The organism is Trinickia acidisoli (assembly GCF_017315725.1).
In the GTDB taxonomy this organism is placed as follows: Bacteria; Pseudomonadota; Gammaproteobacteria; order Burkholderiales; family Burkholderiaceae; genus Trinickia; species Trinickia acidisoli.
This window is the reverse complement of the sequence record NZ_JAFLRG010000001.1, coordinates 2470552-2487678: the sequence shown is the minus strand read 5'-3', so window position 1 is coordinate 2487678 and position 17127 is coordinate 2470552. Positions and strand designations below refer to the sequence as shown.

The following is a 17127-nucleotide window of genomic DNA, read 5'->3' as shown; positions in this document are numbered from 1 at the left end:
GCGATAGTTGATATGAAAGTATTCTTCAATTTGTCTGATTATATCGTTATCTGATGATGCCGCAGCAACGCGATATCCGACGGAGGGCGTGCGTGGTATGGCCCGCGCGTCCATGGCCGGCGACGAGCTATGCGAGCTGGCCCAGATGGAGGTTTTTGCCGAGTTGGGCGATTCGCCGAGAAGAGCGGCGGCCACGCATGCCGGTCCGTGGCATGGCCACGAACATCACGGATGTACTCATTTGCAGACCCCTCAGAAATGGCGGTTTCGTTTCGTGGGCGCAACGTGTGCGCCATTGACAGGCCTTGTGCCCGCTGCGAAGCGGCCGCTAGGGCACGGAGCGTTGAGTAGGCGGCGGTCCCCGGCACCCATGGGGCGAAGGCGTTTGTTCATCAGTCGCTGTTGTTCGACATATATGAACGGAAGGAAAAGTTGAACGCCCCGCCGTTCCTGTTCATAATGTTTGTGTGCTCATCTTTTTTGAACAAGCAGGATTTATGAACAACGACAACCAGTCCGGGCTCCCGAACTTTGACCGCCCAACCGAAACGCTGCTCAGACAACTCGTTAATGCGGCCACCGGACGTCTCAGCGTTCCGTTGCATGTCATCGATCTCCGTCCGGCAGGGCGAAGCGTTGCGTCGGCAAGGGAGGGGAGGGTCACGCTGGAAGTGAACGGTATTGCCCAGCCATACACGCTTGCGGCCTGCGGCCGGATCAAATCGCGGGAGGATGTGAGGGCTATCGTTGCCAAAGGCGCCATCGCGGACTTTCCGATCCTTCTAGCCACTCCCTACCTGACACCGGCATTAGCGGATGAATGTGTCGAACAAGGTCTACAGTTCATCGACCTTGCCGGTAATCTGTATGTGCATGCGCCTGGTCAGTACATCTTCGTGACAGGCAGGCCGGCGAACTCAGAGATCAAGCATCTCGCCTCGAGATCGGGAAAACCTGCCAGCTCCGCGAGTGCCTCCGCGCTCCGAATGATTTTTGTGTTGTTATCCGCCCAGGAACTGGTCAACCGTCCGTACCGAGAAATCGCGTCGTCCGCAGGTGTGGCGCTTGGTACTGTTGGCAGTGTATTCGACGATCTACGTGAACGCGGTCTTCTGGCAGGCGCGGACGACCGGCGATTGCTCGACCCGGCCGCCCTGAGGGATGAGTGGGCGATCAATTACCCGCTTCGCCTGTTGCCGAAGCTCAACGTGCAACGGTTCGCCGTGGGCGATCCGTCGTGGTGGCAGCATGCAGAACTTCCTGCGCGGCAAGCGTGGTGGAGCGGGGAGGTTGCTGCTGCAAAACTGGCTGGGCAGCTTCGGCCGGCTTCGCAAACGCTCTATGTCGAACCTGCGGCAAGAGGGGCTGTAATGATGGCTCTGGCGAAGCGACACCGCTTGCGCGCCGATCCCGCCGGCACGCTAGAAATCATCGATGCGTTCTGGCGTCTCGACGAGACGCGGGCGAAACAACTGACGGCGCCACCTTTGCTCGTGTACGCAGATCTCCAGCGTACGAGGGACCCTCGCAACGCGGAGGCGGCGGCGTTGATTCGCGACCAGATGGAGCAGGACGAATGACGGCGATACATCTCAAGACGCCGCTGCCGGAAGGAAAGCGGGCTGTGCTCATAATCATGGACCGCGTTGCACGGCTGACGAACCTACAGTACTTCGTTGTCGGCGCGACGGCGCGAGATATTCTGATGTACCACCTTCATGGCTTCCCTCTCAACCGCGCCAGTCCTGACATCGATTTCGCGATGGCCATCGGGAGTTGGCCGGCATTCGAAGCGCTCAGAGCCGCGCTTCTTCAGGAGCCCACCTTCCGACCGGACGCGAAGATTTTGCATCGGCTTCACTATTCGCCGGCGGTCGGGGACGGCTTTCCGGTCGATCTAGTGCCGTTCGGCGGTATCGAGACTTTCCCCTCGCAGGTGGCGTGGCCACCGGATATGGCAATCGTGATGAATGTAGCGGGCTACGCCGAAGCGCTGGATAGTGCGGTGACTATACACATTGCAGATCATTGCGAAATCCCCGTTGCGTCGATACCGGGTCTCGTGATGACGAAGTTGATCGCATGGCTGGACCGCGGACAGTCCAATCCGAAAGACGCGGTGGATTTCCGATTTCTGCTGGAGAACTATGCTGCTGCGGGCAACGTCGATAGGCTTTATGGAGAAGAGTTGCCGTTGCTGGCGGCATGCGATTATGTGTTCGAGCGCGCCGGTTCAAGATTGCTCGGACTGGATATAGCGTCTGTCGCTTCTGCGCAGAGCAAGCAACAGATCGTCCACATCCTGGCTGATCCCCAACTGCATGGTCGGCTGGTAATGCATATGCTGCGGGGCGAGTCTCGCCCCGGCGATCCGGTAGGAGCAGTTGAGAATCTGCTGGCTGAATTCAGGATCGGGCTGATAGATTGGCCCGGGCCGTGATTTTCCTAATTGCGGGAGAACCGTTGTATCGGGCTGAACGCGCTGTTCTCGATGTACTGTGTCGATGGACAAGGCTCGCCGTCCCAAACATGACTTTGAGCGCTACGTCGATGCGACGCGTGCGGTGAGTACATTTCCAAGACCCGAACTTTCATGTACTCAAAAACGTGCTCATTCGACCTTGGCTTATTGCAGAACGCGAGCACGTTTCGGTGCGCCCCAAAAGCAAAAAGCCTGCAAAAGCAGGCTTTTTCACGAACATCAAATCCAGCGCTGATCTGGATTTATTTTTCTGGTGCCCAAGAGAGGACTCGAACCTCCACGATGTTGCCACCGCTAGGACCTGAACCTAGTGCGTCTACCAATTCCGCCACCTGGGCTCGCTTTGCAAGCGAAGGCGCTATTCTAGCCACTCCGGCGCAACTGTCAACGCCAGCCGCAATAAAATCGCACACCGCCAATCATCGGGCCAAGATCATCAGCTCCCGATCACGAGGAATACCTGTGCCATCGGCGCTCTCGATCCACCTGGCACTACGGCCCGCAACGGCTGCCCGAACGTCAGCCGCGCATTGACGAATCTCGACCACTGAAACCGTACGCCCACGCCGACGCTCGCCAACATCCCCGCTTGCACCTCGCCCGGCTGATCGATCTTGTTCCAAACATGCCCCGCATCGGCGAACGCAAATGGCTGAAAAGCGGGGCCACTGTTGCCGAAGAACGCAAACGCCGACGTGCGCAACTCGGTCTGTACGTTCCACCCGCGATCCCCTTGTACGCTATATACCTCGTAGCCGCGCAAGGTATCGTCGCCGCCCAATCCCATCTCCTCGCTCGGCAACAACGTATTGGGCGTCCATTGAAAGTGCCCGCGGGCAGAAATGCTGAAGCCCGCCGCAATCGACTGACTGCGCTCGGCAAGCAACTGCAAATAGGTGTAGCGTGCCGTCGCGCCGTTGCGCGTTTCCTGAAACGACGTGTCGTCGTTGTCGCCGTCCAAATGTCCGGGACTACCGACGAATGCGACGTTCGCATGCGTCTGGCCCAACGCATCGGCTTTCGTCGCGTCGTAGGTCAAGAGGAACTGATGCACGTGCGTATTGGCGTTGAAGACTTGCACCCCGCCAAACTCCAAGTCGTTGTTCGACCGCTTGAAGTCGTAGCCCACCTGTACTTGTTGCTGCCAGCCGTCGACGAAGGGCAAGTGCCGGTCGTAGCGGAAACTGAACTGCGAGGAAATCCCGGATTGATTGAAGCTGTTGTCGAGCCGCGGCGTGCTCTGCGCATAGACGCCGAAGAGTTCGATGCGATCGAACCACGGCAGCGGTGCCGAATAGTTGAATGAATGCGCTTCGAAGCGAGGCCGATCCGGTCGGCCCTCGATCGAGGGGTTGCCGCCGAACACATCGTTGCTCGCCGTGTATTGATAGGCGATCTGCTGATCGAGGCCGAATAGGTTGCCGTAGTCGAAACCCGCAAAAAAACGGTCTCGCCCCAACTGCGCAACGCCGCCGTTGTCGTAGCCCGCGCTCACGCGCAGCGGCAGGCGATCTTGCGTTTGCAGAACGACGTCGGTTGCGTCCGTTCCTTGGCCCGGCGCATAGACCACGTCGACACTTCGATAAGGGTTGGCGTTCAGCAATGCAAGCCCTGTCGATACGTCGGATTCCTCGATCGGCCCGCCGTGGTGCAGGGGCATTTCTCGAACGAGCTGCGCTTGCGAGAAGTAGCGATTGCCGCGCGCGGTAACTTGGCCTACGTGAAACTCGGCCACGGCGATGCGCACGACGCCGTCGTTGACGTCCTGTTCCGGCACGTACACGTCGACGAGCGGTTGGCCGGCCGCGCGAAACCGCTCGATGACGGTGCGGCGTATCTCGGCGAGTCGCGCGAACGTCAAGGGCTGGCCGATGTCGTGCGCGAAGCCGGAAAGGAACGCGTCGTCGAGCGCGGGCAAGCCCTGTTCGGCGATCTGTTTGCCGGCGGGCAATGACTGAGAACGCACGAGGGTGCGCCCATCGTCCCTGACGAACAGCAGGCCGTTCAATCGTGTAACCGCCACTTGTTGCGAGCTGCTCGCCGGGGCCGGCGGGACGGGGGGCGAAGTAGCGCGGCTCGGCGCCGGGGGCGGTGTGGGGGCCACGTCGCGATACGACTGAGCCGAGGCGGCTGTGCTCCACAGGATGAGCGTGAGCCTCGCGCATTTCAGCGCTGCTCCCAAAGTGCGCTTCATGCGCATGCTTGCTGCGTCATGTCGGTCGCCCCCGTCATCTCGTACAAGCGTGCGTATCACGCCTGCGCGATGTCTTTGATTTTGCGGGCCGGCACGCCGCCCACGAGCGTATAGGCCGGCACGTTTTTCGTCACGACGGCACCCGCGGCGACGACTGCCGCCTCATGGATGGTCACGCCGGGCAGAATCGTTGCGCCCGCACCGATCCATACTTTGTCTTCGACGTGGATTTCATGATGGTCGAGCCCACGCCCAACCTCGGGTGCGAACACGAGACCGTGCGTGGCGGTTTCGAACGATACCCGCGGCCCGATCTGCACGTCGGCGCCGATCGAAATTCTGCTGTTGCGGCAGGCCATCCGCGTATCGGCGTTCAGGTACGCGCGGTCTCCGATCGAGATGCCGCGGATCGTCTCCTCATTGAGGCTCAGCTCGACGCTCAACGGTCCGATGATCGTGACGTCTTTGCCGATTGCCATCCCAGCCCTGCGATAGAACGCAGGGCGTATACGGTTGAAAGGGCCGTACGTCGGCATCGCATTGCCGAGGCTCATGAAGAAGTGTCGTGTGAATGCCGTCAGTAGCTTCATCGTCTCGTCTGCTTGTCGGCGCCGCGCGCCGCAATGCTCAACGATAAGGCCGCGGGCTCGTTCGGGCCCTTATGTGGCGCATAGAGCGGGGGTTTTGGCGTAAATCCTGGCTTCCCCACGCCCTGTCGCTATTTGTGAGGCGGGCCTTCCGAAAAGAATCGTTGGAGCTGCACGAAGTCCGGGGCGATCGCCGACGAATTTTTCGGTGTCGGTTGCGGCGTTGGCGAAAAAGGAGGGGTGCTGTCTTTCGATCCGCTCGAAACCGCACGGGTCGCGTCGCGGACCGAGAGGAGCGACAGCGCAGGTTGAGTAAGCAAGTGGTCGGCGAGGAAGCCGATTTGATCGAGTTCTCGCTTTGTCAGAAAGCTTTTCTTGATTTGGCTTTTGATCACTTCGCGAAACGTGTTGGATGCTTCTGGCGAGACGTAATGGGTCTTCTCTTCAAAAATTTTCTTCGAATGCTCAAGCTTGGATCTAAGCGTTTTGTACTGACTCATTTCGTTCGTTCGATATAGCTGGTCGTCAAAATCCATTGGCCTATCTTGGAATTTTTGGAGTGATCGCGCAATGTCATTGATTTCGTTATCTTTGTTTGAACGTTCGATGCTGTCTTCTCCTGCAGCGTGATCGCCGTTGCCGCGGTACTGATCGATTGCATTCAGGAGTTTATTGAGGAAGGCGACGCGTTCGCCCGCGGTGCTTCCCACTTCCGCTTCGCTGACGCCCAGTAGATTGCGGGTGCCGACTCGTTTGTAGTTGGACAGTGGGGTGCGCGTTGCTCGCTCGCGGGCGTGCACCTCACCGGAATATCGTTTGGCTAGAACGTCCCGAACCGCAGCGTGCTCCCCGGCAAACATTTCCATTCGCGGCGCTGCGCTACTGCCGCGGTCGTCGAGATAAATCGTGTTGACGCCGAGTATGGCCGCTGCCTCCAAGCTGCCGCTGCGCATGCCAATCGACAGTGCGTCGCTCTCCTCGCTCAGGAGGGAAATCAAATAGTTCTGGTGCTTGCGGGATTTGAGGGGCGCCGACGTGTCCTTCCAAAATTCATTGAGTGCGACGATGTCGATGGGTTTGCTGTGGTTCAACTCGTTCGTTGTGTAGTGTTTCACGTCGGCCTCGACGTCCGTGCGATCGCCGAGCAGGACGAACTTCCTATCCGGATACTTCTTGAAGAGCAACTTGATGATCTGCTTGAGTACCTTGGGATGCGAGTCCAATTCCGGGTGCGCGCCGCCAGCTACGCCGCTGAGCCGCTGCCAGATCAAAATGCAGGGTTTCGCACCAAACGTCTCGTCTTTATAGCGCTTGATCTGATCTTTGATAGCGGGATCGCGCGGCAAGAACAGGCCGCTGATTTCGTCTCTCCTGTGCGGCAGGTTGGCGGCGACGATGTCAGTGGCACGATACGTCTCTTTGTTCCATGGCTTCACTTTGTTCGAGGTGTGCGGATTGTAGTTCGTCCGGTATAAGTCGGCGGTGCCTTTGCGTTTGCGCTTCTCAGCCGTGGTGGCGAGAAATTGGCCGCGGCCTTCTGCTTCGCCGAGCAGGCTCTTCAGTCCTTCGTCATCGTGAAGCGTGCGGACCGTCTTCGTGGGCGTTTTCGGCCCATTCAATATCTTGATGGTTAGCTTCGGGTCATACTTGGCGGCTGCGGCCAAGGTGGGGACGTCGCCGGTCATATAGGAGGCAAGCCCTATCGTGCTCCAGCGCAGCGCCTCGTCTTCGTATAGAAAATACTTGGTGGCGTCTTTGATCAGCTTTCTAATATCGCGGTCGTTTCTGTCGTCGTAGTCTTGGTGGGGCCATTTTTCGATCCACTGGTTCACCCATCGCACGAGTTCGTCGCGTGTCGGGCCCCCCGGAAGTCTATCCTCCATCCACCTTCGGACCTCGTGCGGCTTGTTGGCGATCGCTTCGTTGTAGTGGCCGGCGAAATTTATCGACGCCAGTCTTTCGGCGAATCGGCCGACATCGAATTCTTTCGCTGCGGCCTTCGTCAGCTTCCCTTGACGCGACGCATGAGCCAGTTTGGGCCTTCGATCTTTCGGCTTAGCTTTCTTCGGGGGCTCTTGTTGTTGGGCAGCCTGCATCAAACATGACCTCGCTAGCGTTGGTATTCGATGCCTGCGGGAGTATCCGGCCATTCTATGTGCCTTTTGCCGGCACGGCCGCGGTGCTGCGGGTGAGAGCATGGCACGTAGCGTGGCGAGCGGCACCGCTGCTTACAATGTGGGCTCTGTGCGTTCGATCACATAAGCCCGTACCCCAAAAAAATCACCCACGCGCTTCAAAGCGACTGAAATCGTCATTCCTCCCGAGAATATTTGCCGTATATAGGGTCGTTATCTTTTAATTCGACCTGCATAAGCAGGCGCGATAGACGAAATAATTTCCGAAATTCCTACAAACAATAATCGAAAAGTAGGGCATACCCCGTGTGGTATCGGTAAGAAATCGCCGCCAAAACGTAACAAAATGATACGAAAATACCCACTCCGGCAAATTTGACTTCATGGGGGTTCATGGGGTCGTAATGTCGGATGAATCCTACACATTTTGCGAACGACCTACGTGATGTTCCTCCTACGCTGATTTCGCCAGTCTGTGCGCTCGCCCATACTGCGCATCAACAAGTTGCAGCTTTGACCCATCGAGACATTTCGGACGTGTTGAAGAAGGGTCGAACGTAGCGGGTCTTCCCACGAAGCGATGCACCAGGCTGTGGCTTGCAGGTTCGGGGTTTAGTTAGGACACCTAAATATATTCGTTGTTCGTGCATTAGCTGGGAAAGCTTGGTTTCGCTTCGCAAAGCCGCTGGCTGACCCGTTTACCACACGTTCGGCTCGAGTTCGCCCTCGACGCTGTAGAGAGACCTGCATCATGAAACGACGTCAATTTCTCGGCTGCCTGACGGCAGCGGCAAGCAGCTACGTTCTGGTCGCCTGCGGGGGCGGCGGGAGTGGCGGTTCCAATCCTGGCAGCAGCGCGAACGCGGCAAGCGGCATGGGCGCTATCGCGAACGCGAGCAGTGCGGCGACGTCGACGGCCTCGCCGAACGGCACTACCGTGCCCTCGGCCACCTCGATCGTGGACAACAGCGCAAACGTTTGGACACTGTCGAACGGCTACCCTTACAAGAACGGCGTCAAGGATCCGAACTCGTACAACGTCGTCATGCTGTTGTGGTACGGCGGTTCGGTCTACCAGGAAAACACGAGCAAGGCGTTTTATCAGTACACCGGCACGACCTGGATCCAGTGCCTCGATCCGCGTCTGGGCGGTACATCGGCCGACGGCACGGCCATTCCTCCGGCCTCGTACATCATCGACAAGCAAAGCAACGAGTGGACGATGACGGGCGGATACATCTATAAGAACGGCGTCAAGGATCCGTACTCGTACAACGTGAGCATGCTGCTCTGGTACGGCGGCATGATTTATCAAGAGGGCACGGGTGGCCAGTTCTACGTATTGACGTGGATGAACACCTGGAAGCCTTGCAGCGATCCGCGCATCAATTTGGCCGCGACGCCCGGTTCGTTCTACGGCATGAACGGTCACTACGATTACACGTTCACGCCGACGCAGGTCGTGGCGGCGCTGCAAGCGATCGGCTGCACGACATATCGCGTCGGGTGCATCAATACGTCTTCGCAGTTGAACCCGGTCATCGCGCTCGCCAAGGCATTCCAAACCGCGGGCATGACGCTGTTTACGCTCGTCAACTACGGCTTGCGCGATTCGACCAACACGCTTTACACGAGCGAATCGGCTGCCTACAGCGCCAACTATGCGGGCGCGGCGGCGGTTGCCACGGCGCTCGCGCCGTATGGCGTGACGATGTACGAATGCGGCAACGAGCTCTCGCGCGATGCGGCCATCATCCTCAATTCGGCGACAGCCGGCACGAACAACGCGGACTTCAACGTCACGAACTGGCCGATTCTGCGTGGGGCGATTCGCGGGATGATCGCCGGCATCAAATCGGTGCAGCCTAGCGCGAAGTGCGGCGTGAACTTTTGCGTGGCCGACATCGCGGCATCGGACATGCTCTGGGACGGCATCGCGCCGGACGGCTCGGGCGGCTACCCGACCGTGCGCTGGGACATCACGACGTGGCACAACTATGAGCCGTACGGCGATATCTTCGACATCGGCACGGACGGCGCGGGCCCCGGCTTCAACTTGCCGGCGTATTGCAAGGCGCGTTACGGTGTTCCGTTCATGATCACGGAATGGAACGCGAGCCCCACGCAGACCGAAACGTTCCGTTCGAGCTACGTGACGGAGCAACTCGGCGAATTCTACGCGGCGCGCAAGACGCAGGGCCTTCAGTCCGTGATGTACTACGAACTGACGAGCGGCGACGATACGTATGGGATCGTGACGAACGCCCTCGTGCCGATTCAGCCGACGTACGGCTCGTTCCAATCGTTCGTGCAAAGCAATCCGGACGACTGATCAACGGATCGATTCGTTCGACGGCGATCGAAAGCGAAAAAAGCCCGAGGCCAAGGCGCATTGCGCACAGGCCTCGGGCTGTTCCGTTGGAAGGGTGACCTCGTCTGTCGCGTCAGCGGCCCGTGGTCGGTGTCGGGACCGGGCTAGGGCCCGGCGCTGGAGCGACACGCGGGCCACGTTTGTGAATCGGCACGCGCGCCGGCGCGGCCGGCACGGGCCGCTGCATGAAAGCGGGGAACGTTACACGGGCGCGCGATGCGAGCAGCAACGAGATGACGAGCGCAATCGGCAACATATTGGACGGGGTCGTCAGACGATGCTCGGTAGCCGACATCGCGAGCAAACAGACCGAGCCCAATTCGATGAAGCGGAACGCGATGAAATTGCGGCCGTTCTCACGCATCGCGGCCCGAGCGCCTTGCTGACACCACGCAACGAGGCGCCAATAGAACATCATCATCAGCGTCAGGCCCACGATGCCCAATTCGGCAAGTATGTTCAGATACGAATTGTGCGCATGCGAATCGGTATGTGCTGCGGTGACGCCGACTGCCCGCCCGAACAGCCCGAAATAATTGACCACGAGCGCGATCTGGTCGTCGAACGACCCGAACCCGATGCCGAAGATCGGACTTTGACGGAAGTAGGCGAGGGCACGCGGCCATAACCATTCGTATCGGATGTCGAGATTGGCAACCTTCTCGTCGGCATTTTCGATGCTGAACTGGTAGCCCATGTAATCGACCGAGCTATGCGTGTGATAGGCCGCGATCGCGAGCGACGCGAGGATGAGGCCGGCAACCATCGTCGCCAGCATCCAACGCTTCCGGCCGAATATCACATATGGCGCGAGTACGAGAATGCCGAACATCGATCCGCGGCTGTAGGTCGAAAACAACATCAGCGCGTTTAGCGCCATCAAAGCAAGCATGCCGCGGCTGCGTTTCATCGAATAGCAGGCAAGGCCTAGGCACAGCAAGATTGCCAAGAACCCGCCCGCGGCGTTGCGCGCGATGAAGTAGCTGCCGTACGTGTCGGCCGGATGGCGAAGAATCGTCAACAGGCCGTTTTGCGCCATATACCAGAGGTAGAACGGCCCGTTGGCGAGCACGGCGAAGCAATAAAAGCGCCGCAGCACCTTGTTCAAATCCCAGCGGTGCATATAGACGCAGCCCGCCAGGATCGGCGCGTACGAAACGAAGAAATTCCCGTCGTGCCGGTAGAAGTCGAATTCGAGGAACGACTCCGGGTCGTAATAGAGGGTCGAAAGGATCGCGAACGCGCCGAACATCACGAGCGGCGTCATGAAGGCGGGATAGCGGCGTCCGAAGAACCGCCACCCGCACAACAGGATCGGCGCGAAGCCGATCGCGCTGACCGGGATGAAATTCGTGACGCTGAAAATCAGCGCGATCAAGGAGACGTAAGCCACGCTCGCTCGCCCTCGACTTATTTGGTGACGATTGCCGCGGTCAAGCCGGCATTGATCGCGGGCAACAGCAAATTCAGCACGCGGTTGAAGCGGACGAGCGGGCCGTTGTCGACGTAGACGACGTCCTTCGGCTGCAGATCGAATTGATTGGCGAGCAGCATCGAGACGGGTGACGTGGAATCCAGGTGGTACACCTGCGGCTTGCCGTTCTCCTCGCGAATCACATAGAGCTGTCTCGCGTTCGACGTGCCCTGGTTGATGAAGCCGGCTTGGCTCAGCGCTTCGCTGAGCGTGAGCTTGCCGTCCGTGGTCGGCGTCGCCGCGATCGGCTTGTTCACTTCGCCCATCACGTAGGCCGTGTTTTCATCGCGGCCGGTGATGCGCAGCATGTCGCCAGGCTTGAGCATGATGTCTTGCGGGTTCTTGCCGAGCGCGATCATTTGCGTGAGATCGATCGGATAGGACGTGCCGTTGCGCGTCAACGTGAGATGGGCGCGATCGGCATTAGCCGTAAATCCGCCTGCGCGATTGATCGCTTCGGTCAGCGTCATCGGAATGTCGTTGATCGATTGGCCGCCGGGTGCGCGCACTTCGCCGTCGACATAGACCTGAGCCGAACGGTACGAGGCGACGCGAACCGTGACCTGCGGGTCGCGGAATTCCTTGCCCAGATCCGTGCGCACTTCACGCTGAACCTGTTCGAGCGTTTGACCGGCGGCGTGGATCGGATGCGACAGGTAAGGGAAATTGAGGTTGCCTTGACCGTCGATCACGAAGCCTTGGGTCGGGTCGCTCGGCTTGCCTGTTTGCACCTGCTGGCCGAGCGCGGCCGCGAGTTCGGGGTGATCCCAAACCGTGATCTGCAGCACGTCGCCGCTGCCGAGCTTGTACGGGCCGGCCTTGGCGAACAAGTCGAGCTGGTTGGCGATCTTCATCTGTTCGGTGCCGGCACGCAACTGCTTGATGAGGTCGAGGTCGATCGGTTGGATGGGAATCTGCTCGGCGGTTTGCACCGCGCCGTCGGGCGTCGACGAAACGGGCAGCGAGGCGGGTGTCTCCATATGCTGGCCTGGAACGACCGAGCACGCGGTGAGCAGCGTCGAGAGCACGGCGAATGCCGTCGTGCACGTCTTGGCGGCAAGGCCGCGCGTCATCGTACCGTTCGGGGCGAGCAGTTTTAAAGTCGTTTTCATTGTCGGCACTCCATGCATCAATAAGCGTTCGTGTTGCGCAGGCCCTTGAAGATCGTCGCGAGGATGATCCGCATATCGAGCCGGAACGACCAGTTGCGCAGGTAATAGAGATCGTGGGCAACGCGCTGCTCCATTTTTTCCACACGTTCCGTTTCACCGCGGAAGCCGTTGACTTGCGCCCAGCCCGTGATGCCCGGTTTGATGCGGTAGCGATGGATGTAGCCCTGAACGATCTGCTGATAGAGGTCGTCGTGCTCGATTGCGTGCGGGCGCGGCCCGACGACCGACATCTCGCCGCGTAACACGTTCAAAAATTGCGGCAGTTCGTCGAGACTCGTGCGGCGCAGGAATGCGCCGACACGCGTCACGCGCGGGTCGCTGCGCTTGGCCTGCTCGAGTACGCCGGCCTTTTGCTCGTGCATGCGCATCGAGCGGAACTTGTAAATCGTGAACACGTGTCCATCCACGCCCTTGCGGCGCTGCTTGAAGAAGACGGGGCCGTGCGAGCTCAGCTTGACCGCGATGGCGATCGCGAACATCAGCGGCGCCAGCGCCAGTAGCGCGGCGGCGGCGAACAACCGATCGAATAGGTCTTTCTTGATCAGCGCGCTCGGCGGCAGCGGCGAGGCGATCAGGTTGATCGTCGGCAGTCCTAACAAATTCGTCACGCTGCCTTCGAATAGCGAAAGCATGCGCACGTCGGGCATGAACCGGATATTGACGAGGTCGTTGCGAAACTCGTTGGCGAGCTCGAGGATCGCCGTTTCCTCGGCCAACGGCAGCGCGAGCCACACCTCGTCGAGGTCGCGCTCGCGCACGAACGCCGCGAAGGCCTTGCGTCCTTCGAAGACGGGAATTTCGGGGTGCGCGAGCGGCGCGGCGCCGGGATTGACGTTATAGATCGCGGCGGCGCGAAAGCCCGTCGTCGGCGATGTTTCGATCTTGCGGATGATGTCGTCGCAATGATGCCCGCATCCGGCGATGGCCACTTGATGCAAGTTCATGCCGGCGGTGCGCATGCGGCCGAGCACCGCGTGCATCCAAAGCCGGCCGGCGATCATCGCAACGCACGACAGCGCGCTCCAGTAAGCGAACCAGAGGCGCGAGACGAGATTGACCATGTGCAGGGAAAACATCAACGCCATCGCGCCGACCTGCACGAGTACCCAGGCGAACGCGACTTGTTGCACGAGCGCGCGTTTGGAGCGCCCGCGCCACGATTCGTAGACGCCGAACGTGGGGAACAGGAGCAGTGCCAACGTGGCCGAGAAGGCGACGAACGCCCAGTAGAGCCGGCCATCGGCGACGTCTTCGAATCGCAGTCGCGATGCGATCAGCGCGCCCAGCACGATCATGCCGACGTCAAATACGCGCGCCCAAAGGTCTTGCAGTCCTCGCATTTGTTCACTCCCAACCGGTATGTGTCCGACCGCTGCGCCGGCTTACTGGCTCAGCGCATGCTTGCGATAGACCGTGGGCGATACGCCGTATCGCTTACGGAACAGCCGCCCAAGGCGATCGCCGTTGCCCATGCCGCAGCGTCGCGCAATTTTGTCGACGGGCAGCTTGGTGCCCACGAGCATTGCGCAGATCGCTTCGAATCTGAGCTGCATGAGGTACTCGAGCGGCGTGACGTTGAATTCGCTCTTGAAGCGCCGCAGATAGTTGCGAACGCTCATGGCGGCTACCGCGGCCGCATCGGACACCGAAATATCGCCGCCGAAGTTCTCGCGCATCCAGCGCGTGGACTCGTGAATTTTGTCGACGGTGGTGTTCAGGCTCGGCGTTTCGCTGCGCGATTTGACGACTTCGCCCACGGACGGGGGCAAGCTGCTCGCGATTCGCAGCGACATGTCTTCGCCGTGATCGGACGCGATTTGCGTCAACGCCATCTGCGCGGCTTTTTGATTGAGCGCCCAAGAGGGCATCGAGCCGGAGCCGATCCAGAAGACAGGCACGCTCGGGCGAACGTGCACACCCATGTCGACGCCGAACGCCGAAGCGTGGCGGCCGGCGGCGGCATGCACGGAGGCGTTGGACCCGGAGAGCCAGCGCGCGAGTTGCACGTCGAAGCCCGATGTCACACGCACGTCGTTGCTCGCGACGTACAACGCATGGAAATCGCCGACCGAGTAGGCGTCGAGCCGCTGCGTCATGACGGCGATGGACGAGGAACTGGTGACGGGGCCGCCGAGCTTCGAGAGCAACGACACTCGGTACGGGGGCTGACCGCTCGAGAAGCGCATCAGTGCGTTGGCCAATTGAAAGACCTCGCTGATCACGCCCGTAGTGAATAGGCAGTGACCATCGAAGATGAGGATTCCGATATGGCGCGCGTCCGCGAGAGAGGTCATCTCCCGTCTCATGACGTGCGGTGAAGTGAGAACAGTGGCGCGATCCACGAAGCATTCCTCCGCATGGTGAGCACACAGTGAGTGTTGCGGTGCATCATCGTAATCATCATGATGCCACGACGATTTTTGTAGAAAAAGCTGTCCGAAATCGACGTGCATTTGGCGCGGGTCGTCGTGTCGTCGAAATATATTCGCTGAAGTATTTTTTATATTTTTGTTATAAATTTTTACAATCGCGAATTTTTTTTGTGCACCCCTTCGGCATACCTAGGGCCAGGGCGGGAGGCCTTGTGTGACTGCGTCCGGTAAAAAATATCGGCTATTAATCGGAAATATTGTCGGCGAGAGTAATTGCGGCGGTCTGCCATTTACCGATCTTAAGCGTTAGGTCATTCGTAATGTTTGTTCTGCTTCAACTAAATGCGCCAACACTTCGGGCTTTTGCGACCTTGGGGATTTCGCATCAAGTTGACTCGCTATGCTTCACAGCAACATGAACCGAAGCGGCTGGTGGGGCGGATTATTTGCACGCTGCCCGCTGCCTTTTCATGCTTTCGGACCCATTAGGAGAACAAGCTGATGAGTACTCCTGTTGAAACGAGGGAGCGACCACGTGCGGTCGGTGCCGCGACACAATTGCGCGCCCCCCATACGCTCGCCCCGCAATCGGCCCTTCGCACGCGTGCCGTCGTGCTCGCGGGCGGCTCGGGCACGCGGCTCTGGCCGCTCTCGCGCAAGCATTTTCCCAAACAGCTCGTCGATGTGCTCGGGGCGGGATCGCTTCTGCAGATGACGGTGCGGCGGCTGCAGCGCCTTGCCGATGTCGAGTTGGCGATCGACGAGTCGCCCATCATCGTTTGCGGCGCCGAACATCGTGCCGTCAGCGCCCAGCAGTTGGAGCAGCTTGGCGTCGGTGCCCGCTTCATCATTGAGCCCAGCGGGCGCAATACGGCCCCCGCGCTGTCGCTGGCCGCGCTGCATGCGCTGGAGGACGGCGGCGACGCCGTGCTCGTCGTGATGCCGGCCGATCACATGATCGGCGACGTGGCGGCGTTTCAGCGCGCCGTAGTAGTTGCCACGCGTCACGCCGAGCGCGGTGCGATCGTCACGCTCGGCATTCGGCCGACGCGTGCCGAAACCGGCTACGGCTATATCGAACCCGGCGACGAGATCGACGGCACGGCGCGCAAGATCTCGCGCTTCGTCGAAAAGCCGCCGCTCGAAGTGGCGCGCTCTTACCTGGCCTCGGGCAAATACTTCTGGAACAGCGGCATTTTCGTCATGCGCGCGAGTGTTTGGCTCTCGACCTTGCAGCAGATGCAACCCGAGACCTACTCGGCTTGCTCGGCCGCGTACGAAGCGGGGCAGGACAGTGCGACGGGCTATAAGCCGCACGAGCAGTTGTTCGCCAATGTGCCGTCCGATTCGATCGACTACGCCGTGATGGAAAACCTCGCACGCGGCGGCGACGTCGAAGGCGTCGTCGTGCCGCTCGATGCGGCATGGTCCGATCTGGGTTCGTGGGATTCGGTGTGGGATGCGCTCGGCAAGGATGCGAGCGGCAACGTCGCAGCGGGCCGCGTGTTGATGGAAGACGCGAACTCTTGCTATGTGCGCGCCGAAAGCCGGCTCGTGACGTGCGTGGGCGTGTCCGATCTCGTCGTCGTCGAAACGGCGGATGCCGTGCTCGTCGTCGATCGCTCGCGCGTGCAGGACGTCAAGCGTATCGTCGGACGCATCGCCGATCAGCAGGGCCCGGAGGTCGACGCGCATCGAAAAGTGCAACGGCCGTGGGGATGTTACGACTCGATCGACAAGGGCGAGCGTTTCCAGGTCAAGCACATCGTCGTGGAAGCCGGTGCGCAACTCTCGCTGCAGCTTCATCATCATCGCGCCGAGCATTGGATCGTCGTTCGCGGCACAGCCCTCGTGACGCGCGGCGAGGAACAGTTCCTGCTCGGAGAAAATCAATCGACGTACATTCCGCTCGGCGTCAAGCATCGGCTCGAAAACCCGGGGAAGGTGCCCCTCGAACTGATCGAGGTTCAATCGGGTGCCTATCTCGGCGAGGACGACATCGTTCGCTTCGAGGATGTCTATGGACGCGCGAACTGAAGCGCGCGGCCGCTGGCGAAATTTTGCGAGCGGTCGCGATGCGTTTGCCGGCGGAGCATACGTGGCAACCGTTTTTGAACTCGATCCATGAACGTTTATGACGCTGCGTTGGAGCATGTCCGCAATTCGATCGGGACGGCGGAAGTGCTGGGGCTGAAGTCCTGCGCGATCCTAGTCTCCGATCTGAAGATCCTGCTCGAGATGCTGGAAGACGCGTCGCGCGACCAGCAGAGCGGCACGCAACAGAAGGCGCGATAAAAGTCGGACGCGATCCACACCACGCTACATTTTCGAGGACGACGC

General features: G+C 59.8%; 12 protein-coding genes and 1 tRNA gene. 5 read left to right on the top strand and 8 right to left on the bottom strand.

Features of this window, described 5'->3' with window-relative positions; genetic code table 11:
* Window positions 1-497 precede the first annotated feature (497 nt).
* Both J3485_RS11365 and J3485_RS11360 read left to right on the top strand, forming a co-directional pair.
* On the top strand, window positions 498-1580 hold the full coding sequence (locus J3485_RS11365; RefSeq protein ID WP_206952556.1) for a type IV toxin-antitoxin system AbiEi family antitoxin: 1083 nt from the start codon (window positions 498-500) through the stop codon (window positions 1578-1580).
* Window positions 1577-2440, top strand: a complete 864-nt coding sequence (locus tag J3485_RS11360) for a nucleotidyl transferase AbiEii/AbiGii toxin family protein (protein ID WP_206952555.1) — start codon at window positions 1577-1579, stop codon at window positions 2438-2440. The genes J3485_RS11365 and J3485_RS11360 overlap by 4 nt, the downstream gene beginning before the upstream one ends.
* A 293-nt stretch (window positions 2441-2733) precedes the next feature.
* Here J3485_RS11360 and J3485_RS11355 read toward each other — a convergent pair.
* The 4 genes from J3485_RS11355 to J3485_RS11340 form a co-directional block, all read right to left on the bottom strand.
* Window positions 2734-2820 (bottom strand) — tRNA-Leu (locus J3485_RS11355).
* Window positions 2821-2918: 98 nt separating this feature from the next.
* Window positions 2919-4676: a ShlB/FhaC/HecB family hemolysin secretion/activation protein gene (locus J3485_RS11350; protein ID WP_206952554.1), complete on the bottom strand. Its 1758-nt coding sequence runs from the start codon at window positions 4674-4676 to the stop codon at window positions 2919-2921.
* A gap of 56 nt (window positions 4677-4732) precedes the next feature.
* On the bottom strand, window positions 4733-5266 hold the full coding sequence (locus J3485_RS29275; RefSeq protein ID WP_277991605.1) for an acyltransferase: 534 nt from the start codon (window positions 5264-5266) through the stop codon (window positions 4733-4735).
* A gap of 128 nt (window positions 5267-5394) precedes the next feature.
* Window positions 5395-7362, bottom strand: a complete 1968-nt coding sequence (locus J3485_RS11340; protein WP_206952553.1) for a hypothetical protein — start codon at window positions 7360-7362, stop codon at window positions 5395-5397.
* 784 nt (window positions 7363-8146) lie between these two features.
* On the opposite strand from J3485_RS11340, the gene J3485_RS11335 reads away from it, so the two are divergent.
* The gene (locus tag J3485_RS11335; RefSeq protein ID WP_206955767.1) at window positions 8147-9730 is read left to right on the top strand and encodes a hypothetical protein; all 1584 of its coding nucleotides are present in this window, start codon (window positions 8147-8149) and stop codon (window positions 9728-9730) included.
* 112 nt (window positions 9731-9842) lie between these two features.
* Here the strand turns inward: J3485_RS11335 and J3485_RS11330 are convergent, their stop codons facing one another.
* The 4 genes from J3485_RS11330 to J3485_RS11315 are packed head-to-tail and all read right to left on the bottom strand — an operon-like array spanning window position 9843 to window position 14709.
* Window positions 9843-11162 carry an O-antigen ligase family protein gene (locus J3485_RS11330; RefSeq protein WP_206952552.1) on the bottom strand — a complete coding sequence of 440 codons (1320 nt, stop codon included), beginning with the start codon at window positions 11160-11162 and terminating at the stop codon, window positions 9843-9845.
* Window positions 11163-11179: 17 nt separating this feature from the next.
* Window positions 11180-12355 carry a polysaccharide biosynthesis/export family protein gene (locus J3485_RS11325; protein ID WP_242538550.1) on the bottom strand — a complete coding sequence of 392 codons (1176 nt, stop codon included), beginning with the start codon at window positions 12353-12355 and terminating at the stop codon, window positions 11180-11182.
* A gap of 17 nt (window positions 12356-12372) precedes the next feature.
* The gene (locus J3485_RS11320; protein ID WP_206952551.1) at window positions 12373-13755 is read right to left on the bottom strand and encodes an undecaprenyl-phosphate glucose phosphotransferase; all 1383 of its coding nucleotides are present in this window, start codon (window positions 13753-13755) and stop codon (window positions 12373-12375) included.
* Between the two features lie 42 nt (window positions 13756-13797).
* On the bottom strand, window positions 13798-14709 hold the full coding sequence (locus J3485_RS11315; protein WP_206952550.1) for a helix-turn-helix domain-containing protein: 912 nt from the start codon (window positions 14707-14709) through the stop codon (window positions 13798-13800).
* 579 nt (window positions 14710-15288) lie between these two features.
* On the opposite strand from J3485_RS11315, the gene J3485_RS11310 reads away from it, so the two are divergent.
* Both J3485_RS11310 and J3485_RS11305 read left to right on the top strand, forming a co-directional pair.
* Window positions 15289-16824: a mannose-1-phosphate guanylyltransferase/mannose-6-phosphate isomerase gene (locus J3485_RS11310; RefSeq protein ID WP_206952549.1), complete on the top strand. Its 1536-nt coding sequence runs from the start codon at window positions 15289-15291 to the stop codon at window positions 16822-16824.
* 87 nt (window positions 16825-16911) lie between these two features.
* Window positions 16912-17082, top strand: coding sequence for a hypothetical protein (locus J3485_RS11305; RefSeq protein WP_206952548.1), 171 nt, complete (start codon window positions 16912-16914; stop codon window positions 17080-17082).
* The last annotated feature ends 45 nt before the right edge of the window (window positions 17083-17127 follow it).

Coding starts and splice junctions, on each gene's coding strand:
- J3485_RS11365 (WP_206952556.1), top strand. CDS start 498: ATGAACAACGACAACCAGTCCGGGCTCCCGAACTTTGACCGCCCAACC.
- J3485_RS11360 (WP_206952555.1), top strand. CDS start 1,577: ATGACGGCGATACATCTCAAGACGCCGCTGCCGGAAGGAAAGCGGGCT.
- J3485_RS11350 (WP_206952554.1), bottom strand. CDS start 4,676: ATGAAGCGCACTTTGGGAGCAGCGCTGAAATGCGCGAGGCTCACGCTC.
- J3485_RS29275 (WP_277991605.1), bottom strand. CDS start 5,266: ATGAAGCTACTGACGGCATTCACACGACACTTCTTCATGAGCCTCGGC.
- J3485_RS11325 (WP_242538550.1), bottom strand. CDS start 12,355: ATGAAAACGACTTTAAAACTGCTCGCCCCGAACGGTACGATGACGCGC.
- J3485_RS11320 (WP_206952551.1), bottom strand. CDS start 13,755: ATGCGAGGACTGCAAGACCTTTGGGCGCGCGTATTTGACGTCGGCATG.
- J3485_RS11315 (WP_206952550.1), bottom strand. CDS start 14,709: ATGACCTCTCTCGCGGACGCGCGCCATATCGGAATCCTCATCTTCGAT.
- J3485_RS11310 (WP_206952549.1), top strand. CDS start 15,289: ATGAGTACTCCTGTTGAAACGAGGGAGCGACCACGTGCGGTCGGTGCC.
- J3485_RS11305 (WP_206952548.1), top strand. CDS start 16,912: ATGAACGTTTATGACGCTGCGTTGGAGCATGTCCGCAATTCGATCGGG.